Genomic DNA, 24,709 nt, shown 5'->3' with positions numbered 1-24,709 from the left:
TGTTTCATCTTCGTTACCTTAATCCGTCCACCAGCGCTTCAACTGCTGCCACCATGATTTCTCGCCATGCGCCCTGCCGTCTCCTTCAGCCGAGGCCGCGTCGTCGCCATGCTCTCCGCATACTTCTGTCGGCTGGGTGCCGCTGACGAACGTCTCCAGCCGCTTGTCCGGACACGATTTGGCGGCAAGCTTGCCGCTTTTCGGGTCGACATACACGGTCACGACGCCGCCCGGCATCTCAAAGATCTTCGGCGGTACGGCGCTAAGGGCTTTCTCGGTATACGAGGCGAATATCGGCGCTGCCCGGTGCGCTTCTGCAGTTGTCAGCTTTCGCCCTTTGTCATAGCCGACCCATACGGCCGTGGATAGCTCCGGCGTATAACCGACGAGCCAGGCATCGGTTGCGGTGGTACCTGTCTTCCCCGCCACCGGCCGCTTAATCATCGCTGAGACGCGGCTGCCCGTGCCGCCGGTATCGAACACGCTCTCCATGAGGCTTGTCAGCACATACGCATGAGCGGCGTCTACGACCTGCCTGACTTCAGGATGCGCTTCATAAAGCGTTTGCCCTTTGCTGTCTTCGATGCGTAAAATCGCAGTCGGCTCCGCATGCACGCCTCCGCCTGCAAACGTGCCGAAAGCGGACGCCATCTCAAAGGGGCTTACCGGGAAAGTTCCAAGCGCGAGCGACGGTACCGGCTTCATCGGGCTGTCGATGCCAAGGCGGCGCGCCATGTCGATAACCTTCTGCGGTCCGATCGCCATGATCGTGTTCACTGCATATATATTGTCCGAGCTTGCAATCGCCTGCCGCATGTCGATAAAATCGCCCGCATATTTATTGTTGTAATTGCTGGGCGCATATGTCTTCCTTCCCTCGTCGTAGGTGAAGACGGTCGGTGCGCTTTTGAACCGGGATACGGGCGTCATTGCCCCCTCCTCAAGTGCGGATAAATACAAAATCGGCTTGAATGATGAGCCGGGCTGCCGGGTTTTCGCAAAAACGCGGTTGAACTGGTTGGCCTTATAGTCACGTCCGCCGACCATCGCCTTAATATAGCCGTTGCGGGGATCGATGGATACGAGGGCCGCCTGCTGCTCCGAACCGGCGGGAATGCCGCCTGCCACAGCTTCCTCAGCCGCCCGCTGTGCATTCTGATCCAGCGTAGTATAAATGCGTATGCCTCCCTCGCTTAGCAGCCGCTCAGCGATGCCGAGCTTATCTACGGCTATCAAACGGACATAGTCGCGAAAATACGGGGCGATACCATCCTTTTTATTCGTGCCGAGCGGCTGGAACTTCAGAACCTCGCTGGCGGCGCTATTCGCATCGGCCTTCGTAATTATGCCTTGATCAGCCATGGTTGCGAGAATCGTACGCTGCCGGTCCTTGGCGTTCTTCATATCCATGTACGGCGAATAATATTTAGGCCCCTTCGGAATTCCCGCCAGCATGGCGCTTTCGGCAAGCGTGAGCTCAGACGCGTGCTTGCCGTAATAGAGCTGTGCCGCGGCCTCCGCGCCGTATGCGCCGTGTCCGTAATAGATTTGGTTAAGATACAACGAGAGAATTTCATTCTTCGAATAATGCATTTCCAATTGAATCGTGTACATCGCTTCTTTTATTTTCCGCGTCCATGTCCGCTCTTGTGTCAAGTATAAATTGCGCGCAAGCTGCTGGGTCAGCGTGCTCGCTCCCTGCTTCGCCCGCAAATTCTGGATATTAATCAGGGCTGCCCGAGCCATTCCCTTCATATCGAAACCGATATGATCGTAGAACCGCTGGTCTTCGATCGCAAGCGTGGCTTCAACCAGGTAAGGCGAGATCGCCTTAAGCGGAACGGACTCCCGGTTCTCGCCGGTATGGAAGGTATCGATGATGTTTCCCTGCATATCAAGGATCTGCGATGTTTGATTAATTGAAGCAGCCGGAAGGGCCTGTGAGTGCAGGTAGTAGAGAAATCCGAAGGCGGCGATGAGCAGCAGACCGCAGCCGGCTCCGGTATATATAAGACTGCGCTTAATACGCCGCATCAGCGGAAGCCATATTTCCGCGCGAATGCGAAACGGCAGCCGGCGCTTACCGCCGTTCTGCCGCGAACCTGGTTTATTCATGTTGATGTCCCCTTACGAATACAAGTATTCTTTTCCTTAGTATGGAAAATAGAAGGTTCGTCTATTCACCTCTCCAGAGTGGGGAAGTGAATTTTTTGTGAGGAGCTTCGGCGCAAAGGTTGCTTTTTCCCTCCGTTCTACTATAATACAGGGTGAACCAATGACCCCGATGACCTCATTAAAGCCATACATAAACGAAAGAAGGGATAACCATCATGGAATTGTGGTATACCGAGAAACAAACCGACAGCTACGGCATCACAGCGAAGATCAAAGAAACTTATGTCAGCGAGCAAACGGACTTCCAGAAGCTTGACATGATCGAAACCGAAGAATTCGGCACGATGCTCGTCCTCGACGGCATGGTCATGACGACCGATAAAGACGAATTCGTTTACCATGAGATGGTCGCGCATCCGGCGCTCTTCACTCACCCGAATCCGAAGCATGTGCTTGTGGTAGGCGGCGGAGACGGCGGCGTTATCCGCGAAATCATGAAACACCCCAAGGTAGAGAAAGCGGTTCTTGTCGATATTGACGGAAAAGTAATTGAATATTCCAAAAAATATTTGCCGAACATTGCGGGCGAGCTGGACAACCCGCGCGTGGAAGTAATCGTAAACGACGGCTTCATGCACATTCACGACCACAAAAACAGCTACGACGTCATTATGGTAGACTCGACCGAGCCGGTCGGCCCTGCGGTAAATCTGTTCACGCGCGGCTTCTATCAAGGCATTTACGATGCGCTCAGGGAAGACGGAATCTTCATCGCGCAGACGGACAACCCGTGGTTCAAGGCGGATCTGATCGAGAGCGTGAACCGCGACGTGAAGGAAGTTTTCCCGATCGTGCGCGTATACTGGGCGAATGTACCGACGTATCCGAGCGGATTGTGGACGTTTACGATGGGAAGCAAGAAATACGATCCTCTAGAGGTCGATGAATCGTCGATTCCGGAGATCGATACCAAATACTACACACCTCGTCTGCACAAAGCGGCTTTCGTTCTGCCGAAATTTGTGGAAGACCTGGTCAAGTAAGGCAGAGAGGACAACACCGATGAAACTTGATCAGAAATATTCCGGTAACGTGTTCATTCTGAGCTCCGACGATTACACCGCATCCAAAGCGGTCATCTACGGGATGCCGATGGACTTTACCGTATCCTTCCGTCCGGGATCGCGCTTCGGTCCGCCGCGCATTCGCGAGGTATCGATCGGTCTGGAGGAATACAGTCCTTATCTTGACCGCAGCCTTGAAGATATCGAATATTTCGACGCAGGCGACCTGCTGCTGCCGTTCGGAAATGCAGCCCGTTCGCTTGACATAATCGGAGACTTCGTAAGGGGTGTCCTTGAAGACGGCAAAATGCCTGTCGGGCTCGGAGGCGAGCATCTCGTTTCATGGCCGGTTTTCCGCGAGGTATATGCCAAATATCCCGACCTGGCCATTATCCACTTCGATGCTCACGCAGATCTGCGCGAGCAGTACGAGGGAGAGCCGCTGTCCCACTCGACGCCGCTGCGTAAAGCAGCAGCGCTTATGGGCGGCAAGAACATTTACCAGTTCGGCATCCGTTCGGGCTCCCGTGAAGAATGGCAGTATGCGCGCGAGAATATCAATTTTCATCCGTTCGAGGTGCTTGAGCCGCTCAAAAAGGCGCTCCCTGAGCTGGCAGGCCGTCCGGTCTACCTGACCATCGATATCGACGTGCTTGATCCTTCCTGCGCGCCGGGAACCGGAACCGCAGAAGCGGGCGGAATCACATCGAAGGAATTGATCGATGCGGTACATGCCATCGCCCGCGCAGGCATCAACATCGTCGGCTGCGATCTCGTCGAGGTAGCGCCGGCTTACGATCCAACCGAGCAAACGCAGATCGTTGCGGCGAAGGTTATCCGCGAAATGCTGCTTGGATTTATCAAGTAAATCGGACAAGGGCATAATAGACGCACGCAATTAAAGCGATACGCGCTTAGGGAAGGAAATCCTCCCGGGCGGCGGTCGCTTTTTCTCTGTATCCCTTTTGCTCGAAGGAGGTTTGCCGTATGAAGGTACATTCATTCCCGCCAGTGATCGACGCGCGTTCGACTGTTCTTGTGCTTGGCAGCATGCCCGGCACGGCATCGCTGGAAAAACATCAATATTACGGTCATCCGCGCAATCATTTTTGGCCGGTCCTTTACGGGCTGTTCGGCAGAGAGCCGGACCCCGATTACGCAAGTCGGCTCGCTTTCGCCAGCCAGCGAGGCATAGCGTTGTGGGATGTAATCGCCGCCTGTTTGCGCGAAGGAAGTCTGGATTCGAACATCCGCGAGGCGGTGCCGAACGATCTTCCGGGACTGCTAGAGAATTACCCGGGCATCCGGGCGCTGGCCTTCAATGGGAGCAAGTCGTACGCTACCTATATGAAACATTTTGCCGATCATCCCGCTACGGCCCGGACTGAGCATCTTAGGTTGCCTTCCACTAGTCCCATACCTACGCCCCGGATGCGGACTACAGAGGACCGGATCGAGGCCTGGAGGCCGATTTTAACCTACGTGCAGGATACCTCGACGGATGAATCCCGCCAACAAAAGGAGTAGTATCTCAAGCGATCTACAAGGTGGTCAATTCGTTTTACGATAACCGGAATAATATCCCCCTTCTCTCCTTCTCTCCCGATAGGAAAATTTTGTCTGACTTTTGGCCATAATGGCTAATAAGCCGTTGCTCCTGACATCCCGCCCGAGGAAGGCTGGAGTAATGAAGGCCAAATTGTTTTGCTAATGGAACATAATTTGCATTCGCAAAGCGTCTCAGGAGGGTTGTTATGGGGATATTTCCAATTCACGAACGACTCGCGGAGCTGTGGGTCATTAAAGGACGGCGCGGCTTGAGCGGGGAAGAGGAAGCCGATTTCGAGCACTGCCTGGCTGTTAATGCCGCATACTGCCGCCAGTTGGCGAACCTGTACAACATGTCCCTGCTGGCTTCCATGACCGCCGATACGGAGTGGCAGTACGATATATGCCGCAAAATCGAGAAGCTGGACGGCCCGCCGCCGGCATCGCCAAGGCTGTGAAATACCCCTTGCTTTTTTCCGGGGGTTGCATATAATAGGGGAAATAACAGCTACAAGCGATGAACGGGACAGTACCTTGCAGATCGATGCGTGCAGCGAGCCGGGTTGGTGGAAGCCGGTGCAGCGAAGCAGGGGAAGCGGGCCCGGGAGTTGATCGCCCGATAGCGGCAAATTAGCCGCCTTAGGCCGATCCGGTCACACCGTTAACGTGTTCAAGAGGCTTCTTGCGGCCGTCTGCATTTATGGCAGCGGTCATCATGTTCAGCAAGCAAGATGCCAGAAGAGTGGTACCACGGACAACACCTCCGTCTCTTTATTGAGACGGGGGTTTATTTTTTTCTCAAGACCTGGGGAATTACAAAAAAGGAGGATCGGATAATGAATATTTTGCTGCGATGGGCAGCTGAGAGACTGCTGCCGCTTGTGCCGCTTTCGCAGGAGGAGATTGGCGCCATATTGGAACTGCCCCCGAATCCCGAGCTTGGAGATGTCGCGTTCCCCTGCTATACCTTGTCGCGCCAGTGGAAGCGTCCTCCCGCCGCCATCTCGGAGGAGTTGGCTATCCGTATTAACGAACAGCCAACAGGTATCCGTGCTGAAGCGAAGGGGCCTTACCTGAATTTGTTTTTCGAGCCGCTTCAGTGGGTGCCCCGGCTGCTCGAAACCATTCTGCATCCGGATTTTGCCTGTTCGGACGAAGGCGACGGAAGACGGGTCGTAATCGATCTGTCATCGCCAAACATCGCCAAGCCTTTCGGCGTTGGTCACCTGCGCTCCACAATGATTGGAAATGCGCTCGCAAATCTATACCGGGCATCCGGCTACGATGTCGTTACCGTGAACCATATCGGCGATTGGGGCACGCAGTTCGGCAAGCTGATGGAGGCCTATACGAGGTGGGGCGACGAAGAGAAGCTGAGGCAAGAGCCGATACGCGAGAGCTTGCGCCTGTACGTTCAGTTTCACGATGAAGCGGAGAAGGATAAGACACTTGAGGACGACGCCCGCCGCTGGTTCTGGAAGCTTGAGAACGGCGATCCCGAGGCGCAGCGTCTCTGGCAGTATTTCGTAGCATTTAGCATGGAGGAGTTCGATCGTGTGTACGCGCGGCTCGGCGTGACGTTCGACCATACTCTCGGCGAAAGCTTTTATAACGATAAAATGGGCCATGTAGTCCGTCAGCTGACGGACTTGCAGCTGCTCGAAGAAAGCGACGGCGCGCAGGTAGTCCGGCTGGACGAAGAAGGAATGCCGCCTTGTCTCATATTGAAGTCGGACGGGACGACCATTTATCCGACTCGTGATTTGGCCACTGCGATCTACCGCAAGAACGAAATGGGGGCCGATAAGCTGCTTTATGTGGTCGGCGGCGAACAGAAGCTTCATTTTGCCCAGGTGTTTGCCGTCTTGAAGCGGATGGGAATGGACTGGTCGGACCGGTGCGAGCATATCGCGTTCGGGCTGATGAAATTCGGCGGCCGCAAAATGTCGACGCGCAGAGGTCAGGTCGTTTTTCTCGATGAAGTGCTGGACGAAGCGGTGAGTAAAGCGGAAGCCATCATTGCCGGTAAAAACCCGGATCTTACCGATCGGCATGAGGTTGCGCAGGCCGTCGGAATCGGTGCGGTCATATTCGGCGATTTGAAGCACAACCGGATGCTGGAGGTCGATTTCTCGCTTGACGAAGCGCTCCGATTCGAAGGGGAAACGGGACCCTATTTGCAGTACACCGCTGCAAGAGCGCATAAGCTGCTGGACAAGTGCGGCCTGATTGGTGCTGAAGCAAACCAAGGCAGTCTGGAACAATCGGCGGACTACTTATCAGATTCTGCTGCGTGGGAGTGTCTCAAAACTCTGGCCGCATACCCGGATGCGATCCGTGACGCGGTTCGACTGGGAGAACCCTCTATAGTGGCTCGATATCTGCTCGACGCCGCCAAACAGTTCAACCGCTTCTACCACCAGGAGCGTATTATAACCGACTCGGAACAAGCGACACGGGGCAAGCTCGTACTTGTGGCAGCCGTCTTACGGGTGCTCCGTTCGGGATTGTCTATGCTTGGGCTCAAGTCGCCCAACCAAATCTGATTCTGCACGCACGAACCGTTAACGCGGGTTGCGCCGCGTTCGGTTCTGTGCACGGACGAACCGTTAACGCGGGTTGCGCCGCGTTCGGTTCTGTGCACGCACGAACCGATAACGCGAGTTGCGCCGCGTTCGGTTCTGTGCACGCAGCGTTGAAATCGGCGATCCTCCTGTATATAGTAGACTCATATAGTAAATGGACTGGAGAACAAAACGATGAAGGACCGGGCGCAAGTGCGAATTACGCTGGAGAGCGAGCTCGATGGCGAGAAACAGACGCAAGTCTTCACCGGCGAGTGGTTCCGTAAGGACCGTACGGTATATGTCCGTTACGATGAGTCGGGAGACCACGGCGCGGTGCGGACAGTAGTGCGATGGCGCGAAGGCGAGCTAAGCGTAAAAAGACATGGCGATGTAGAATCCGAGCAAACGTTTGTTGCCGGGGAACGCCGGGCGGGGCAGTACGAATCCGCGCATGCCCGGTTTCAGCTTGAGACCGAAACGAAGCTCATGTGGATGCAGTATGGGGACATGTCGGAGGTTGGACCGGTGGAAAACAGGCCTAAGCCGACGCTGCCGATGCTGCTTGAGTGGCATTATACGTTATGGGTGGAAGGGCAGCCCTCAGGAGCGTTTGTAATCCGGCTGCAGGCAGAAGAACAATAGAGAAAACTGATGATCATATGCTTTCGAAGTATGTATCTTGTGCGAAAAATTTCAGGAGGTCACAAAAACGATGAAAACAAATGTCATTGAGCGGCTGAACCAACAGATTAAAGAAGCGATCGCGGATGCGGTTGTTGCGGCAGGTCTTGCGGCTCGGGAAGAGCTTCCGGTCTTCGTGCTTGAAGTCCCTAAGGAGAAGGCGCACGGCGATTTGGCCACAAACGCGGCGATGCAGCTGACGAAGCTGGCCAAGAAGAATCCGCGTCAGATCGCGGAGGCGATCGTGGCGCATCTCGATACGCGCAAGGCCTTGATCGAATCAGCGGAAATCGCAGGGCCGGGCTTTATCAACTTCCGCATCGACAAGGGCTATCTCTATCCGGTAATCGGCGAAGTGCTGGAAAAAGGCGAGGACTATGGCCGGATTGATGCCGGCCAGGGGCAGCGGGTTCAGGTGGAGTTCGTCAGCGCGAATCCAACGGGAAGCCTGCATTTGGGACATGCACGCGGCGCGGCGGTCGGCGATGCGCTCTGCAATGTACTCGATTATGCCGGCTACAAAGTCACGCGTGAATATTACATCAACGATGCAGGCAACCAGGTAGCCAATTTGGCGAGATCGATCGAAGCTCGTTATAAGCAGGCGCTCGGCCAGGAAGCCGCCATGCCCGTAGACGGCTACCACGGCGAAGATATCGTCGGCTTTGCCAAAGCGCTCGTCGAGACGGAAGGAGCCCGGTTGCTGTCGCTGCCGGAAGAGGAGCGCTTTACCTTCTTCCGCGAATACGGCCTTGAACGTGAACTCAACAAAATCAAACGCGACCTTGGCCGGTTCCGGGTCACATTCGACGAGTGGTACAGTGAGACGAAGCTGTACGAGAGCGGCCAGGTCGAGAAGGCCCTCGACGCGCTTCGCGAACGGGGTCAGGTGTTTGAAGAGGAAGGCGCAACGTGGCTGTCGACAATGCCCTACGGGGATGACAAAAACCGCGTACTCGTGAAAAATGACGGCTCATACACCTATTTGACGCCGGACATCGCCTATCACCGCGACAAATTCGGACGCGGCTTCGACAGGATGATCAATATCTGGGGAGCCGACCATCACGGTTATATTCCCCGTGTGAAAGCGGCAATGGCCGCGCTCGGCAACGACCCGCAGAAGCTGGTCGTGCTTATCGCGCAGATGGTAAGCCTGTACCAGAACGGCGAGAAGGTCAAAATGTCCAAACGGACCGGCAAAGCGGTCACGATGGAAGATTTGATGGATGAAGTCGGAGTTGATGCCATCCGTTATTTCTTTACGATGCGCAGCATGGACTCGCATTTGGACTTCGACATGGATCTTGCCATCTCGACTTCTAACGAAAACCCGGTGTTCTACGTTCAATATGCCCATGCACGCATCTGCAGCATTTTTCGCCAGGCGGAGGAACAGGGGTTGCAAATGCTGCCGCTTGATTCGGTAGATTTCAGCAAGCTCGCCGCAGAGCACGAGTACGACCTGCTGCGCAAAATGGGCGAGCTGCCGCAGGAAATAGCGGAGGCGGCGGAGCAGTACGCCCCTCACCGGCTCGTTCGCTATGTGTACGAGCTGGCTTCGCTGTTCCATAGCTACTATAAAGCGGAGCGCGTCATTACAGAGGATGCCGCCCAGACCCAGGCGCGGCTCGCGCTTCTTGCCGCCGTCCGCAATGTAATCGCGGGCGTGCTGAGGTTGGTCGGCGTTTCCGCACCTGACCGTATGTAGCGCCGGCGGCCGCAAACCTATCGGTCCGCGGCCGTCAGCATACGCATTACATCCAGCTCCCCGGTGAACCGGGGAGCTTTTGAGCCTCTAAGCGGCAGCATCGACCGCTTAAGAATCGATTTTATCTCGGCCGGCGACAGCCCCGGCCGATAGGCCAGGAGCAGCGCAATGGCGCCGCTGACATGGGACGTGGCCATCGAGGTTCCGCTCATTTCATTGTACTTACCGCGCAGCCACGATGAGAGTATCTTGTCTCCGGGTGCGTAAATATCAATATAGATGCCCCGGTTGCTGAAAGGCGCAATCCGCCTCAGACGGTTAGTGGCGCCTACGGATATCGTCTGCGGATATTTCGCGGGGTAGTCGACCGACTTTCGTTTGCCGTCGTTTCCGGAGGAGGCGACGACGATTACACCCGAGTTGAAAGCGTTGGTCACGGCATTCAGCAGCGATTTACTGCGGGTCTTCATCCCGAAGCTCATGTTGATGATATCCATCCCGTTACGTACGCACCAATCGATTCCGAGAATAATATCCGAGACAAAAGCGCTGCCGTTCTGGTCGAACGCTTTTACCGGATAAACGATTGATCTGGGCGCGACGCCGATCATGCCCTGCATCTGGTTGGCTGCGGCAATTGTGCCCGCAATATGTGTGCCATGCCCATTATCGTCATGGGGAGGAGCGGCGCGATTCAACAAATTAATGCCTCTTGCGAGAGATTGCCTCAAATCCGGGTGGCTGAAGTCGACACCGGTATCGATGACGCCGATTTTAATCCGGTGGCCGGTTGTCGTGCTCCAGGCCTGTGGTGCTTTGATTTCCTGAACGCCCCAGGGAATGCCTTTCTCGCGTGCGGCGGGCTTATAAACCGTACCATGCACCGACAGAAGCGGGTCGTCTTCGACCCACGCGCTCCTGCGCAGCTGGGCTGCGGACCGCCCGTCCGTTAGGGGGAGAGAGAAAGCTTCAATTAAGGGCAGGTGTATGACGGCATTCCCCGGAGAGTGCGGCGCCTTCAACTCCGACCATTCTTGGAGGAAGCGCCGATAATCGCTGTGCTGCGGAAAGCGGACAATACAGCGCTTTGCGCCGTTCGGGGGTTTGGATAGCGCATTCTGCAGCAGGCGGACAATTGCGGATCTGTCCAATTTGGCGGCACCTCCAAGGCGGACCATGCTGCAGTATTGTATGAAGGGGAGTAACAAGCCGTATGAGCGAGTGACCTTTTTTCACATAATTAGGCTTCAAAACCGTGTCATTCGCCGCTGAGGGACATAGTATAAACCAAGAGTCGTTCATCGCCTCTTGCCCGGATAGGATGCAGCCGCACGATCCGGAAGGATACAGTCAAAGCGAAGGGATGCCCTTCGCTTTTTCTTTTTTGACCGGAAGCGCCCGGTCACTTGCTTTTTTGAAAGAAATAGGTTTTACTATAGGTTGATAATGGATTGCATGCACGTTTGCAGCAGTTGACATGAGAGGAAGTGTCCAAAATGAGCAGCGAGATCACCTTGAAGCTCGATCCGGAGCGTATCAAGGAAATGCCCATGGTTGATTTGGCTTTTGAACTGCTTAAAGCAGCCAATACGCCGTTTTACTATCGGGATATCATGATAGAAATCGCCAAGATCAGGGGCTTGTCCCAAGATGAAATCAACCAAGTGATTGCGCAAGTATATACGGAAATAAACATCGACGGACGTTTTGCGTGCGTCGGCAGCAATATGTGGGGGCTTAAACGCTGGTATCCGGTGGAACGTTCCGAGGATCCGGTAGGCAACGCCAAGCGCCCTCGTATCATTAACGATGATGACGACGACGATGACGATTTGTATCCGGACGAGGAAGAAGAAACCTATACTGCCGATGATGAGGACTTCGATACCTACGACGAAGATCAAGAGATTTTCGACGAACCGGAGGAAGAAGAAGCCGAAGTCGACGAAGAAGTGTTGATCGACGACGAAGAGCTCGAAGATGAGCAGATCGAGGAAGATGTCGATGCAGCGGGCGAAGAAGCGGAAGAAGAGGATGCCGACTTCGATGATGACGAAGACGACGAAGAAGAGGAGAAGTAAACGGACTGTAAAAAGCCGCCTTATTCTCCTTGACATGGAGCAGCCCCGAAGAGTAAACTATTGCATGGGCTTCAAGTTCGGACAAGAAGAAATAAGCCAATCCAGAAAGTGCCCCCGTTTATACGGGTGTCACTTTTTTCTTTTTTTGCTCCATTTTTGTATCGAAAATGGGCAATCCTATACTTTAATATACTAGCGTGGAGGGTATCATCAGTGACCAAATACATTTTTGTAACCGGCGGTGTCGTTTCGTCCCTGGGCAAGGGCATAACAGCGGCTTCACTCGGTCGATTGCTAAAGAACCGTGGTCTTAAAGTGACCATTCAGAAATTTGATCCGTATATCAACGTTGACCCGGGAACGATGAGTCCTTATCAGCACGGAGAAGTATTCGTAACGGACGACGGAGCGGAAACCGATCTCGATTTGGGCCATTATGAGCGCTTCATCGACATTAATCTTTCCAAAAACAGCAACGTAACAACAGGGAAGATTTATTCCACCGTTATCACCAAGGAGCGCCGCGGCGAGTATCTTGGAGGTACCGTACAGGTCATACCCCACATTACGAACGAGATCAAGGACCGTGTATTCCGCGCGGGCAAAGAGACTGGATCGGACGTTGTCATAACTGAAATTGGAGGCACGGTGGGCGACATCGAGAGCTTGCCGTTTCTCGAAGCGATCCGCCAAATCAAGAGCGATATCGGACGCGATAATGTCATGTACATTCACGTCACGCTGATACCGTACATTAAAGCGGCGGGCGAAGTGAAGACGAAGCCCACGCAGCACAGCGTCAAGGAACTCAGAAGCATCGGGATTCAACCGAATGTTATCGTTTGCCGTACAGAGCACGCGCTGGCGGATGATTTGAAGCGGAAAATAGCGTTGTTCTGCGATATTGACGCGAATGCAGTTGTGGAGTGCCGGGATGCTTCTACCTTATATGAGGTTCCGCTTAACTTGCGTGAGCAGGGACTCGACGAAATCGTAGTCAATCATCTGAAGCTGACGACGACGCCGCCGGATATGACGGAGTGGGAAGATCTCGTACGGCGCGTGAAGCGGCTGAGCCGAACGACTGAAATCGCCATCGTCGGCAAATACGTAGCGCTGCACGATGCTTATTTGAGCATTGTCGAATCGCTTAGTCATGCCGGCTTTGACGCCGATGCGGATGTAAAGCTTCGTTGGGTGAATGCGGAGGAAATTACCGAGCAGAACGTAGCGAACGAGCTGCAGGGCGTCGATGGCATTCTGGTGCCGGGCGGCTTCGGAGACCGGGGAATTGAAGGGAAAATCACGGCGATTCGGTATGCGCGGGAGCATCAAGTGCCTTTCTTCGGCATATGCCTCGGCATGCAGGTTGCGGTTATTGAATATGCGCGCAATGTTGTGGGGTTTGAAGACGCGAACAGCTCCGAGATCAATCCTTCCACTCCATATCCGGTTATTGATTTGCTGCCGGAGCAGAAGGACATTGAAGATCTTGGCGGTACAATGCGCCTTGGCTTATATCCATGTAAGCTTGCGCCGGGCTCGCTGGCCGAGCGCGAATACGAGGGTGGGCTCGTTTATGAACGTCATCGTCATAGATACGAATTCAACAATGAATATCGAGAAAGAATCGAATCCGCCGGCCTGCGTATTTCCGGGACGTCTCCTGACGGACGTCTTGTCGAGATGATCGAGCTGCCTGGTCATCCATGGTTTCTCGCGGTTCAATTCCATCCGGAATTTACTTCAAGGCCGAACCGTCCGCAATCACTTTTCCGCGGTTTCGTAAGAGCTGCGCTGAAGAAATCGGAATGCTGATTTTTTAGATCAGGTTTTTTTCCAATACGAAGCAGGATAATGGATGCATTAAAGCGAATAAATTAACGATTATGGAAGAGTTGACCATATCGTGCAAATTTTCGCGCATTCGTAGGAGGTTTTAAGTTGGATAAGAAGAAAGTGTTGATCGTGGACGATCAAAACGGTATTCGCGTCTTGCTGATGGAAGTGTTCAGTAGTGAGGGCTATGAAACTTTTCAAGCCTCTAACGGAAAATTGGCGCTTGAAATCGTAAAGAACGAAACTCCTAACCTAGTGCTGCTAGATATGAAAATTCCAGGGATGGACGGGCTTGAGATATTGAAGCACATCAAAGCGATCAACAAAGAAATCAAGGTGATCATGATGACCGCTTACGGTGAGCTCGATATGATCAAGGAGGCGACCGACCACGGCGCTTTGATGCATTTCACGAAACCGTTCGACATCGACGAAATGCGGATGGCCGTTAACCTGCAGCTTCATGGCGGAGAATCGAATAGCTGGTACGCAATCGGGTCCTGATAATCAGGGCTCTTTTTTTCCGGAAATTACCACGCATATTACTGCCCTTCAGCGTTCCAAAGACCTGTACCAAACAAACCCGGGTTGTGGTATAATAACGCAGAATGCATGCGGAAGAGATTGCTTCCGGTGCCAGTTTTCTGCGATTTCGTAGACGTCTGACCGATGAAGCAAAAAACGATTAGGAGGAAAGAGAAATTATGCCACTTGTATCTATGAATGAGTTTTTACCTATGGCAAAAGCAAACAAGTTCGCGGTCGGTCAGTTCAATATGAACAACCTGGAGTTCGCGCAAGCGATCGTCGAGGCCGCAATGGAAGAAAAATCGCCCTTTATTTTTGGTGTTTCCGAAGGCGCTTTGAAGTACATGGGCATGGAATTCACCGTCGCCATCGCTGAAGCGGCAGCGAAACAATCGGGTCTGCCGATCGCGCTTCACCTTGACCACGGCAGCAGCTTTGAAGTAGCGATGAAATGTATCCGTGCGGGCTTCTCATCCGTTATGTTCGACGGATCCCACTATGGACTCGAAGAAAATATCGAGCTCACGAAACAAGTCGTTAAGGCGGCGCGCGCAATGGGCGTCTCCGTTGAAGGCGAGCTTGGCACAATCGGCGGCGTCGAGGACGATATCAGCGTCGATGAAGAGCATGCATCCCTGGCCAAACCGGAAGAAGCAATCCGCTTCTACGAAGAAACCGGCGTAGATTGCCTCGCAATTGCAGTTGGTACAGCTCACGGCATGTACAAAGGCGAGCCGAAAATTCATTATGATATCATTCAAAAAGTAGCCGATGCCATTCCGGTACCGGTTGTTCTGCATGGCGGTTCCGGCGTACCGGACGAAGCGATTCGTCTGTCCATCCAAGCCGGCGTCGGCAAAATCAACGTAAACACCGAAAATCAGGTAGCTTGCACGAACGCGATCCGCGAAGTGCTAGGCGGCAATGCAACCGTTTATGATCCGCGCAAATATTTAACGCCTGCACGCAACGCAATGAAAGCTGTAGTTCAAGAGAAAATCCGGCTGTTCGGCAGCAGCAATCAAGCGTAACTACCGGAGCAAGGTATAAACCGCCATGTAAGGCTCTCTTTGAAGCCGGCGTCGTCGTCTCACCGTTACTTATTTATACCGGTGAAGAGTTTGGGCGCCGAAACTTCGAAGCGGGTGCGGCGGTTTTTCCTTTGTTCCCTTCCGAATGGGAGGATAATGAGACTGATGGAAAAATTAATGATACGCGGCGGACTACCGCTGCGCGGCACCGTTCAAATAAGCGGGGCGAAGAACAGCGCGGTCGCTCTTCTGCCCGCGGCAATTCTGGCGGAGTCGACGGTTATACTGGATAATTTACCTCTCATCAGCGATGTTGCGGTATACAGCGACATCCTGCGCGAGCTTGGCGGTACCGTAACTAGAAGTGGGGATTCGATTACAATCGATCCTTCGGGGATGGGCTCGATCCCTATGCCTAATGGAAAAGTAAAGCTGCTTCGTGCCTCTTATTACTTAATGGGTGCGATGCTCGGTCGTTTCGGCGAAGCGACAATTGGTCTGCCAGGAGGATGCAACTTCGAACCAAGGCCGATTGAACAGCATATCAAAGGCTTCGAAGCCCTTGGTGCCGTGGTGACGAATGATCACGGATCGGTGCGAATTACAGCTAAAGAACTGCGTGGCGCAAAAATATATCTCGATGTTGTCAGTGTCGGTGCGACAATTAATATTATGCTGGCGGCCTCCCGGGCCAAAGGCTTTACAGTTATCGAAAACGCGGCAAAAGAGCCTGAAATTATAGATGTAGCTACTCTTCTGAGCGCGATGGGCGCCAAAATCAAAGGAGCCGGAACGGAGACGATCCGAATTGAAGGGGTCGACCGCTTGCACGGCTGCCGACACTCCATTATTCCCGATAGAATTCAGGCAGGCACATACATGATTGCCGCTGCAGCAACGCGCGGCGACGTTCTTATTGATAATGTCATACCGAAGCATATGGAAGCCGTCACCGCCAAGCTGCAGGAGATGGGCGTTCATGTTTACGAGATGGATGAATCGATTCGTATTGTCGGTCAGCCCAGCTACGAGGCGATTGATGTCAAAGCGCTTGTGTACCCCGGTTTTGCCACCGATTTGCAATCCCCGATGACCAGCCTGCTGACCCAGGCGAAAGGTGTCAGCATATTGAGCGACTTTATTTACAGCAACCGGTTTAAGCATGTACCCGAATTGACGCGTATGGGCGCAAATATCCGTGTTGAAGGCCGTTCTGCCATTGTCGAGGGGGGACCGCTCAATGCCGCCAAAGTACGAGCCGCCGACTTGCGCGCAGGCGCAGCGCTTGTAGTCGCAGCGCTCACCGTACCGGAAGGAATAACGGAGATTACCGGGGTTGAATACATAGACCGGGGCTATGACAACTTGGTGGATAACCTGCGAATGCTTGGCGCTGACGTTTGGCGGGACCACGATCAGGATTAATAGAATGATATACTGTCATGAATCGGCCTGGAATAGATTGGGTCGATTCCGGCAATGATGGATGAAGCAGACGAAGTATGATCATTGAAAAAAGTTGGTGATAACATGTCCGATCTTCAGATCGCGGATCTCGAAGAGATGAAGCTGACAGAGCTTTACAAACTGGCCAAACAGTTTCAGATTCCTTATTACGGCCAGTTGAAGAAGAAAGAATTGATTTTTGCAATACTCCGTGCGCAGGCCGAACAAGGCGGCCTTATGTTTATGCAGGGCGTTCTCGAGATTTTATCCGAAGGATACGGTTTCTTGAGGCCAATCAATTATTTGCCAAGTACCGAGGATATTTATATTTCGGCATCACAAATTCGCAAGTTCGACCTAAGAACGGGAGACCTCGTCTCAGGCAAATGCAGACCACCGAAGGAAAACGAACGTTATTTCGGTCTGCTGCAGGTAAATGCCGTCAATGGAGAAAGCCCCGAACACGCTGCCGAACGTCTACATTTTCCAGCCCTTACTCCTCTATATCCAGAAAAGAAGCTTGCTCTCGAAATTTCCCAATCCAAATTATCAACGCGTATTATGGATTTGCTTGCTCCTGTCGGGCTCGGCCAACGCGGTCTTATTGTAGCGCCGCCGAAAGCCGGCAAAACATTGCTGCTGAAAGAGATTGCCAACAGCATTTCCACCAACAATCCCGAAATTGAATTGTTTGTACTTCTTATTGACGAGCGGCCGGAGGAAGTAACCGATATGTCGCGCTCCGTTAAAGGTGAGGTTGTTGCATCAACGTTTGACGAGCTTCCGGAGAATCATATCAAGGTTGCTGAACTCGTCCTAGAACGTGCGCTGCGATTGGTGGAACATAAGAAGGACGTCGTGATTTTACTGGACAGCATAACCCGTCTTGCCCGCGCTTACAACCTGGTAGTGCCGGCATCGGGAAGAACACTGAGCGGGGGTATCGATCCGGCGGCGTTTCACCGTCCGAAACGGTTTTTCGGGTCTGCCCGTAACGTGGAAGAAGGCGGAAGCCTGACGATATTGGCTACGGCGCTTATTGAGACGGGTTCCCGGATGGACGATATCATCTATGAGGAATTTAAAGGAACCGGCAATATGGAGCTGCATCTCGACCGCAAGCTTGCGGAACGGCGCATATTCCCTGCACTCGATATCCGCCGCTCGGGCACTCGCCGTGAAGAGATGCTGCTGACGAAGGAAGAGCTGGACAAAGTGTGGGCGATTCGTAAGAACATGAACGATTCACTGGAATTTGTAGACGGATTTTTGAAGAAGCTGGCTGATACCAAGAATAACGAAGAATTTCTTGCATCGCTGGACACCTCGGCAGTGTCACAGCCTCAGAAAACCAGACCGCAAAGCTCTTCAAATGGCGGCGGAAACCCGGGCTCAAGCTCAAACTTAAACGCAGGCAGGCGTCCGACGCGCTCGACCCCTGTCTCCTAAAATGCGGAATAATCGTATGCTTTCGAATTTCAGGAGGACAACATGAATCTCGTATATGCCGACCAACATGGTAATTTGTTCGATCATCCCGATTGGATTGGACTTGGACGCAGCGGCGACATGGTTATTGAACTGATGGAAGACGAGCTTATTCCGCTGCCGGAGGGTGCAACCCTTGTGGGACTGCCTTATACGCGGCCGATCGGAATACATGCGGCTTCAGGCGAGATCCGGCCGCTTCCGGGTGAGGTTCAAGCAGTGGGTGCACTTCTTCCGCAAAGCTTCACGCGGCTTTGCATTCCAAGCTATGTTAAGACGGATAAAACCCAAAAGCTGCCTCTTTTCGGATATTCGGCCGTTGTGTGGAAGGATGACGGGTTCTACGTAGCCGCCCAGAAATGTGACGATCCCGAGCGGTGGAATCCGCTTAATTGCGACCGCAATGAGCTCAACCTCCAGGTAGAGCGTCTTCTCGCCAAATACCCGGAGAACAGGCTGTACAAGCATCTGTCCAATTGCGCACTCGGTTACGAGTGTTTAACGGCATCGAATACGTTCCTGCAAAGGTGGGAGGGAGCCGTACCGGTTTCTTTCTCCTGTAACGCGGGATGCTACGGTTGTATTTCCGAGCAGCCTGACGACAGCGGCTTCCCTGCCCCGCAAACGCGAATGGATTTCAAGCCGACTGTTGATGAAGTTGTCGATATCATGCTCGAACATTTAAAACATCCGGACTCCATTATTAGCTTCGGTCAAGGCTGCGAAGGCGAGCCGTCGACGCAGGCGAAGATCATTGTGGATGCGATGCGCCGCGTGCGAAGCGAGACATCGCTCGGATATATCAATATCAACACGAACGCAGGGCTAACGGACCATATCCGCGCTATTGTGGATGCCGGTCTTAACCTTATGCGGGTAAGCACCATAAGCGCCCTGGACGACCACTACAATGCCTACTACAAACCTAGAGGCTACAACCTTGCGAATGTCGAGAGGTCGCTGCGTTACGCGGCTGATAAAGGGGTTTACACCTCAATCAATTATCTGATTTTTCCGGGTGTCACGGACCGCGAGGAAGAGATCGAGGCTATGATCGGATTCATCAAGCGTACAGGTCTTCGTCTCATTCAGATGCGCAATTTAAACATCGATCCCGAGAGCTACCTGGAGCTTATTCCAAAGCCTCAGGGTGAAATTTACGGCATGAAGCAGATGCTGGAAATTTTCGCCGATGAGCTTCCTGACGTGCAGATCGGTTCATATACCCATGTCCCTGCCTCACCGGTCAAGTAGGATTCTTGTGGTCCGATACGGCTTCGGAACCCGGAAACCAATACGTAATCCAAGGCGAGTTGCGCATATTTCAAAAGCGCGGCTCGCCTTTTACCGTTCTCATCTCTAGCCATTTGGCAATCTGTCTCAATGTATATCCGCCGAGTAAAGGTGAAAATCTAAGAAGCCGACGCAAAACTGCGCTCTTCAAAGTAACAATATATTGAGAAAGGTACTTGACAAAAGTAAGTATGTTAAAATAATATATTAATGAATAATAACAAATTTAATTTAATAAGGAGAGATTCTAAAGTGGCAACTGTATTGTACGTAACCGCTCACCCTCTCGACAGCAGCAATTCCTACAGCCTGGCTGTCGGCTCGGAGTTTGTTGAGGCTTACCGTTCGGCGAATCCGTCCGATGAAGTTATTCATTTGGACCTGTACAATTTGCATATCCCCCAAATCGACAACGAAGTTTTTTCCGGCTGGGGTAAACTCAGAAGCGGCTCTTCTTTTGATCAACTGAGCGCAGGCGAACAGTCTAAAGTCACTCGTCTTGGTGAAATCGTTGATCAATTCGTTGCTGCGGACAAATACATTTTCGTAAATCCGATGTGGAACTTCTCATTCCCTCCGGTTTTGAAAGCTTACATCGATGCCGTATCCATCGCAGGTAAAACATTCAAGTATTCGGAACAGGGTCCGGTAGGCTTGTTGACAGACAAAAAAGCGCTTCACATCCAAGCGTCAGGCGGCGTATATTCGCAAGGTCCGGCGCAGGATTTCGAACAGGGACATCGGTACCTCAAAGCAATCATGCAATTTTTCGGCGTACCTTCCTTCGAAGGTATCTTCATCGAAGGCGTTGCTGCAACACCTGATCAAGCACCGGCCATTAAAGAAAAAGCAATCCAACAAGCACGCGAATTGGCGAAGAGCTTCTAAAAAGCTTGTACAAGAATCCCCTCACACGAGGGGATTCTTTTCTTAATGATTGCGCCACTCTAGCGTGACATGCTATAATGTTGAAAGTGTGTATTTTAACTCTGGGTCCGCCTGTTGACTCAGGGCAGAAAGAGGTGAACGCGATGAAACAAGGAATTCATCCGACATACCATACAGCTACGGTAACTTGCGCTTGCGGAAACAGCTTCGAATCCGGTTCGATTAAACAGAACCTGCGTGTAGAGGTTTGCTCAGCATGCCACCCGTTCTTTACGGGTAAGCAAAAGTTCCTAGATGCCGGTGGCCGCGTCGACAAATTCAAAAAGAAATACGGTATCTAATTTTAACAAGCCTTTTCTGCCGAAAATTAGCAGAATACAAGAACCTCCCTCAGCCATCCTATGGTTAAAGGGAGGTTTTTTTATGGATCAACTGCTTCAGCGTTTAGCCCGTCCGCTTGCTGCACTCATACTCCTTGTACCCCTTGCGCTTTCAGCATGCGGCGTCACCAGGGACAGCAGCAACAACATGAATGCCAAATCGTACGGCCAGGACGGCTATATGGGGATCTCGAACAGCAACCCCCGTATTCCTAACCGTAACGGATCTTTCCTTAACTACGGCCTTGACGGGGAGTTTGTGGAAAGGAAGCTTAAAGAGGTTGGGGGATTCGAGAAATACAATTTAAAATTTCGGGGGCCGAACCTATACGTGACGTTGACGCCGGCACCGGGTGTGGATGAGGTGCAACTGAGGGAGACGGTGTTTACAGTTCTCAGTTCAAACATGCCGCGCTACACTGTCCATGTGAAGACGGCGCGGTAATTATTGCAGGCTGGAATGTGCTTGCGTATCATCCGCAATGCTTCAGCGGCATAACTTGTCCTTGGCGGTTGCACTTTGAGGCAGAACGCGTTATACTTAGTTCTGCCGTGCTAGACGGGGAGGTAGCGGTGCCCTGTAACTCGCAATCCGCTGTAGCGAGGTTGAATTCCTGTCTGAGGTCATGCCGATGCGGGGCTGGTTTTTATGAACAGTGTTGACGGTTTGGTCCTCCGCAATGGACGCCTGTGAACCCGGTCAGGTCCGGAAGGAAGCAGCCGTAAGCGGGTACGTTCATGTGCCGGAGGAGTGCCGGGCCCGAGCTTGGATTAAAATGGCCGCCCGGGTCGTATGTATCGAAGACAGGTGCGCGGTATACTTTTGATGATAAACGAATCATCGGCTAACCAACAACATCCAAAACAAGACTCTTAGTGGGCTTGCGAGGGTGTTTTTTTATTGTTAAATTTGAGACGAGTGAAATCATAACAGAGCACAAAAAGGGGGATAAACATGTACGAAATCCCACCTGCGCCATTTATATGTCTCACCTTGGAGGCGCTGGGTGAATATACCAATCGGTTACCGCGAACAATGGCTGTTGCAGTTGATGAACAGGGAACTATGATTCATTGCAATTCCCAGTTTTTAAAAGAAACCGGTTATGCTGCCTCTGCGGTTTTTCAGCGAAAACTCAATACGATAATGGACATCGAGTTCTTAAATTTGCAGCCTGACACTAATATTCCCGGCATCTTTAATCAACGGATGACCATACCCGCAACAGTCCATTTGAAAAAGGCCGATGGAACGGCCGCTTTCGTTCATGTGATACAGCTCTTTGCAGAAACCGATCAAGGTGCGCTCTATCTGCTGCTCCTATACGATCAAGAACCGATACAGGAGGGAAACCTGATTACGCGGTTCGGGGAAACGATGCTCGCGGATGATCACATCGGCGTTATTTTGCTACATCCGGAGAATATGAGAATACTCGAGATAAGTCCGCTTGCCTGTCAACTGCTGGGTGTCACCAAATCAGACGTTGTAAATGAACCGCTTTCCGGTTTTTTTGCCAGTGCCCCGAGTGAGTTTGCGCTTATTCGAAATGCGCTGGAAGGAGGGCCGCCTGTGAGAAATCATCCGCTTACGTGGCTCCAGCAAGATAAACTGACTGAACTGCTTATGGATGTCGGCCTCTTTCGTAATCCGCTGGGGCGGATGGAAGGCGCTTATATTCTTTTTAAAGACGTCACGAATCTTCGTTCGCTCGAGGTCCAGCTGCAGCGAAGCGACCGGCTTGCCATGATCGGTCAGGTTGCGGCGGGAGCAGCGCATGAAATTCGCAACCCCCTTACCGCGATTCGCGGTTTTTTACAAATGTTCCGTAAGACGTTAACCGAAAGCGGCATGCACAAAGAAGTTGAATATACGAATATTATGCTGACGGAGCTTGATAGGATAAACGATCTTGTCAGTGAGTTTCTCATGCTAAGCAAGCCAAGGCATGTCGTAAATGAAAGAATTGATATGGAAGCCGTACTGCGCGAAATTATGCCTATGATTTCCAGCGAAGCCCTGCTGCATGGCGTATCGGTGCACTTGGACGCGGAGGGGCAATGGCCGCGCGTGATGGCTGACCGCGAGATGCTGAAGCAGGTGTTTTTGAATATTTGTAAAAATGGAATTGAGGCCATGACGAATGGAGGGACTTTAACGGTAAGTGGCCGTATGGAAGTGGATGCCGGGGCAAAGCGGCTTGTGATTGACATTCAAGATACTGGTCCGGGTATCCCGGTACATATGCTGGACAACATTTTTGACCCCTTCGTAACGACGAAGCAGAACGGGACGGGGCTTGGGCTTTCGGTTTGTCAACGGATTCTTCACGATTTCGGGGGGTTCGTCAGAGCAGCATCAAATGAAAAGGGCGCGCTGTTTACCATTGTGCTGCCTTTCTGAGGCGGGTCTGATAAAAGCGTAAAAAAGACCGCGTAATGCCGTTTTAACTTGCCCGCGCCTTCGTGTATAATAAGATAATCGGGCAGTATGCCCGTAAATAGAGCCGAAAGGAACGGTTCGCGTGACACATATCGCTTTATACCGCGCCTGGCGTCCGCAGACGTTCCGGGACATGGTCGGCCAACAGCATATAATCCAGACGCTGCAAAATGCAATTCGCGAGCAGCGTGTTTCTCATGCCTATTTGTTCAACGGTCCGCGCGGAACAGGTAAGACGACTGCGGCCAAAGTGTTGGCGAAGGCGATCAACTGCGAGCGAGGTCCGGCTCCGGAGCCATGCAACGAATGCAACGCCTGCCGCGGAATAACCGCCGGAACAGTAATGGATGTTGTTGAGATTGATGCGGCATCCAATCGCGGCATCGACGAGATTCGTGACATCCGGGACAAGGTTCGTTATGCCCCTTCCGAAGTCCGCAATAAAGTGTATATCATTGACGAAGTACACATGCTAACCTCAGAAGCGTTTAATGCGTTATTAAAGACACTCGAGGAACCGCCTGGCCACGTCATATTCATATTGGCGACAACAGAACCGCACAAACTGCCGGCAACAATCATTTCACGCTGCCAGCGTTTTGATTTCCGCCAGGTGTCTCTTCCTGAGCAGACCGAGCGGCTGCGTCAAATCTGCGAGCAAGAAGGTATCCAAGCGGAGGATGATGCACTTGCGTATATCGCGCGTCTCTCCGACGGCGGGATGCGGGATGCGATTAGTTTGCTTGAGCAGGTTTCAGCCTACGGAGGCGGACGAATTACGCTCGCGGATGCTGTAGACGTCACCGGCGGGCTTGCTGTAGAACAGTTCGCGCAGTTGGCAGAGGCTGTTCGGAGCCGTGATGCAGGCGCTATCTTGCCGCTCGTGGAAGGGCTTATGCAGGCGGGCAAAAGCGCGGACAAGTGTCTCGAAAATTTAGTATACTATTTTCGGGACCTGCTCGTGATCAAGCTGGCGCCCAATGGCCGCACCTCGACCGAACGTATCGTGGATCAGGAACAGTACCGTTCGGTGGCGGAATCATTCAGCGCGGAGCGTCTGTTTCGCATGATTGACGTATTGAACCAGTACCAAGCGGAAATACGACATGCCTCTTTGCCTCAAACGATTTTCGAAGTCGCTCTTATGAAAATTTGCACATTACCGGAGTCCGGCTCGGGCCTGGCGGCAGCCGAACGGAGTACGGCCGAGACCGGCGCTGCATCGTCTTCAAGCGGTGCTTCTCCGGCGGAAGTGGCGAGGCTGCAGCAGCGTGTAGAATCGCTTGAGCGGAAGCTGGAGCAGATGCTTCGTTCTGGCGTTCAGCCTTCCAGCGGGGAAACGGCCGCTGCCGCCTCCGAAGGAGCAGCGTCGCGGAGCAGCCGAAGCGCAGGCTTTGGCAACCGCAGCGCCGCTGCTTCCTCTGCAGGGGGAATCGCCCGGGCTTCCGTGAAGCTGGAGCCGTTCCTTGCAGCCGCAGAGAGTCAAGCAACCGGGCAGGTGCGAATGAAATGGAGCGAAATTTTGCAGCGTGTCAAGGAAGCGCGTATTACCGTTCATGCCTGGCTCGTTGACGGCGAGCCGGTATCGGCGGTTGACAATACTGTT

Annotated in this window: 21 protein-coding genes, 1 other RNA gene and 1 other annotated feature (1 of these 23 only partly in view); of the genes, 20 read left to right on the top strand and 2 right to left on the bottom strand. The window is 52.7% G+C overall.

Annotated features, from left to right (window positions below; genetic code table 11):
• Window positions 1-18: 18 nt before the first annotated feature.
• Window positions 19-2,115, bottom strand: a complete 2,097-nt coding sequence (locus tag KZ483_RS00515) for a transglycosylase domain-containing protein (RefSeq protein ID WP_220350874.1) — start codon at window positions 2,113-2,115, stop codon at window positions 19-21.
• A gap of 215 nt (window positions 2,116-2,330) precedes the next feature.
• Between KZ483_RS00515 and speE the strand changes: the two genes are divergently transcribed.
• The 7 genes from speE to argS (KZ483_RS00480) all read left to right on the top strand — a co-directional run bounded on the left by speE (window position 2,331) and on the right by argS (KZ483_RS00480) (window position 9,686).
• The gene (speE, locus tag KZ483_RS00510) at window positions 2,331-3,158 is read left to right on the top strand and encodes a polyamine aminopropyltransferase (RefSeq protein WP_220350873.1); all 828 of its coding nucleotides are present in this window, start codon (window positions 2,331-2,333) and stop codon (window positions 3,156-3,158) included.
• Between the two features lie 19 nt (window positions 3,159-3,177).
• The gene (gene speB / locus KZ483_RS00505) at window positions 3,178-4,047 is read left to right on the top strand and encodes an agmatinase (protein ID WP_220350872.1); all 870 of its coding nucleotides are present in this window, start codon (window positions 3,178-3,180) and stop codon (window positions 4,045-4,047) included.
• 119 nt (window positions 4,048-4,166) lie between these two features.
• Window positions 4,167-4,706, top strand: coding sequence for a DNA-deoxyinosine glycosylase (locus KZ483_RS00500; protein ID WP_220350871.1), 540 nt, complete (start codon window positions 4,167-4,169; stop codon window positions 4,704-4,706).
• A 227-nt stretch (window positions 4,707-4,933) separates the two neighbouring features.
• Window positions 4,934-5,185 (top strand): DUF7667 family protein, encoded by a 252-nt coding sequence (locus KZ483_RS00495; protein WP_220350870.1) that lies wholly within the window; start codon window positions 4,934-4,936, stop codon window positions 5,183-5,185.
• A gap of 50 nt (window positions 5,186-5,235) precedes the next feature.
• Window positions 5,236-5,501, top strand: a binding site (T-box leader).
• Between the two features lie 68 nt (window positions 5,502-5,569).
• Window positions 5,570-7,273, top strand: a complete 1,704-nt coding sequence (gene argS, locus KZ483_RS00490; protein ID WP_220353179.1) for an arginine--tRNA ligase — start codon at window positions 5,570-5,572, stop codon at window positions 7,271-7,273.
• A 213-nt stretch (window positions 7,274-7,486) separates the two neighbouring features.
• Window positions 7,487-7,936 carry a YwiB family protein gene (locus tag KZ483_RS00485; RefSeq protein WP_220350869.1) on the top strand — a complete coding sequence of 150 codons (450 nt, stop codon included), beginning with the start codon at window positions 7,487-7,489 and terminating at the stop codon, window positions 7,934-7,936.
• A gap of 70 nt (window positions 7,937-8,006) precedes the next feature.
• Window positions 8,007-9,686, top strand: a complete 1,680-nt coding sequence (argS, locus tag KZ483_RS00480) for an arginine--tRNA ligase (protein ID WP_220350868.1) — start codon at window positions 8,007-8,009, stop codon at window positions 9,684-9,686.
• 17 nt (window positions 9,687-9,703) lie between these two features.
• Here argS (KZ483_RS00480) and KZ483_RS00475 read toward each other — a convergent pair whose 3' ends face one another.
• Window positions 9,704-10,837 (bottom strand): S8 family peptidase, encoded by a 1,134-nt coding sequence (locus tag KZ483_RS00475; protein ID WP_258881483.1) that lies wholly within the window; start codon window positions 10,835-10,837, stop codon window positions 9,704-9,706.
• A gap of 345 nt (window positions 10,838-11,182) precedes the next feature.
• Here KZ483_RS00475 and rpoE point away from each other — a divergent pair, with 345 nt between their 5' ends.
• The 13 genes from rpoE to dnaX all read left to right on the top strand — a co-directional run.
• Window positions 11,183-11,767, top strand: a complete 585-nt coding sequence (gene rpoE, locus KZ483_RS00470; protein WP_220350866.1) for a DNA-directed RNA polymerase subunit delta — start codon at window positions 11,183-11,185, stop codon at window positions 11,765-11,767.
• Between the two features lie 213 nt (window positions 11,768-11,980).
• Complete coding sequence (locus KZ483_RS00465) at window positions 11,981-13,585, top strand: CTP synthase (protein WP_220350865.1); 1,605 nt, start codon at window positions 11,981-11,983, stop codon at window positions 13,583-13,585.
• Window positions 13,586-13,711: 126 nt separating this feature from the next.
• Complete coding sequence (locus KZ483_RS00460; RefSeq protein ID WP_220350864.1) at window positions 13,712-14,110, top strand: response regulator; 399 nt, start codon at window positions 13,712-13,714, stop codon at window positions 14,108-14,110.
• A 200-nt stretch (window positions 14,111-14,310) separates the two neighbouring features.
• The gene (fba, locus tag KZ483_RS00455) at window positions 14,311-15,165 is read left to right on the top strand and encodes a class II fructose-1,6-bisphosphate aldolase (protein WP_220350863.1); all 855 of its coding nucleotides are present in this window, start codon (window positions 14,311-14,313) and stop codon (window positions 15,163-15,165) included.
• A 165-nt stretch (window positions 15,166-15,330) separates the two neighbouring features.
• Window positions 15,331-16,590, top strand: a complete 1,260-nt coding sequence (locus KZ483_RS00450) for a UDP-N-acetylglucosamine 1-carboxyvinyltransferase (RefSeq protein WP_220350862.1) — start codon at window positions 15,331-15,333, stop codon at window positions 16,588-16,590.
• Window positions 16,591-16,695: 105 nt separating this feature from the next.
• Complete coding sequence (gene rho, locus KZ483_RS00445; RefSeq protein WP_220353178.1) at window positions 16,696-18,060, top strand: transcription termination factor Rho; 1,365 nt, start codon at window positions 16,696-16,698, stop codon at window positions 18,058-18,060.
• A 42-nt stretch (window positions 18,061-18,102) separates the two neighbouring features.
• A complete protein-coding gene (locus KZ483_RS00440) occupies window positions 18,103-19,353 on the top strand; it encodes a radical SAM family protein (RefSeq protein WP_220350861.1) in 1,251 nt (416 codons plus the stop codon).
• A gap of 291 nt (window positions 19,354-19,644) precedes the next feature.
• Window positions 19,645-20,280: an FMN-dependent NADH-azoreductase gene (locus KZ483_RS00435; RefSeq protein ID WP_220350860.1), complete on the top strand. Its 636-nt coding sequence runs from the start codon at window positions 19,645-19,647 to the stop codon at window positions 20,278-20,280.
• 143 nt (window positions 20,281-20,423) lie between these two features.
• Window positions 20,424-20,621: a 50S ribosomal protein L31 gene (rpmE, locus tag KZ483_RS00430; RefSeq protein WP_220350859.1), complete on the top strand. Its 198-nt coding sequence runs from the start codon at window positions 20,424-20,426 to the stop codon at window positions 20,619-20,621.
• Between the two features lie 82 nt (window positions 20,622-20,703).
• Window positions 20,704-21,105 carry a hypothetical protein gene (locus tag KZ483_RS00425; protein WP_220350858.1) on the top strand — a complete coding sequence of 134 codons (402 nt, stop codon included), beginning with the start codon at window positions 20,704-20,706 and terminating at the stop codon, window positions 21,103-21,105.
• A gap of 105 nt (window positions 21,106-21,210) precedes the next feature.
• Window positions 21,211-21,476: signal recognition particle sRNA large type (gene ffs / locus KZ483_RS00420), an RNA gene on the top strand.
• A 139-nt stretch (window positions 21,477-21,615) separates the two neighbouring features.
• Window positions 21,616-23,064 carry an ATP-binding protein gene (locus KZ483_RS00415; RefSeq protein WP_220350857.1) on the top strand — a complete coding sequence of 483 codons (1,449 nt, stop codon included), beginning with the start codon at window positions 21,616-21,618 and terminating at the stop codon, window positions 23,062-23,064.
• Window positions 23,065-23,185: 121 nt separating this feature from the next.
• Window positions 23,186-24,709 carry the 5' portion of a DNA polymerase III subunit gamma/tau gene (gene dnaX / locus KZ483_RS00410; protein WP_220350856.1) on the top strand. The gene runs 282 nt beyond the window's last position, so 1,524 of the gene's 1,806 nt are visible here — the first part of the coding sequence; the start codon lies at window positions 23,186-23,188; its stop codon lies beyond the right edge, outside the window.

It is taken from the genome of Paenibacillus sp. sptzw28, assembly GCF_019550795.1.
In the GTDB taxonomy this organism is placed as follows: domain Bacteria; phylum Bacillota; class Bacilli; order Paenibacillales; family Paenibacillaceae; genus Paenibacillus_Z.
Note: the sequence above shows the minus strand (reverse complement) of the source record. Positions and strands in the feature narration are given on the sequence as shown.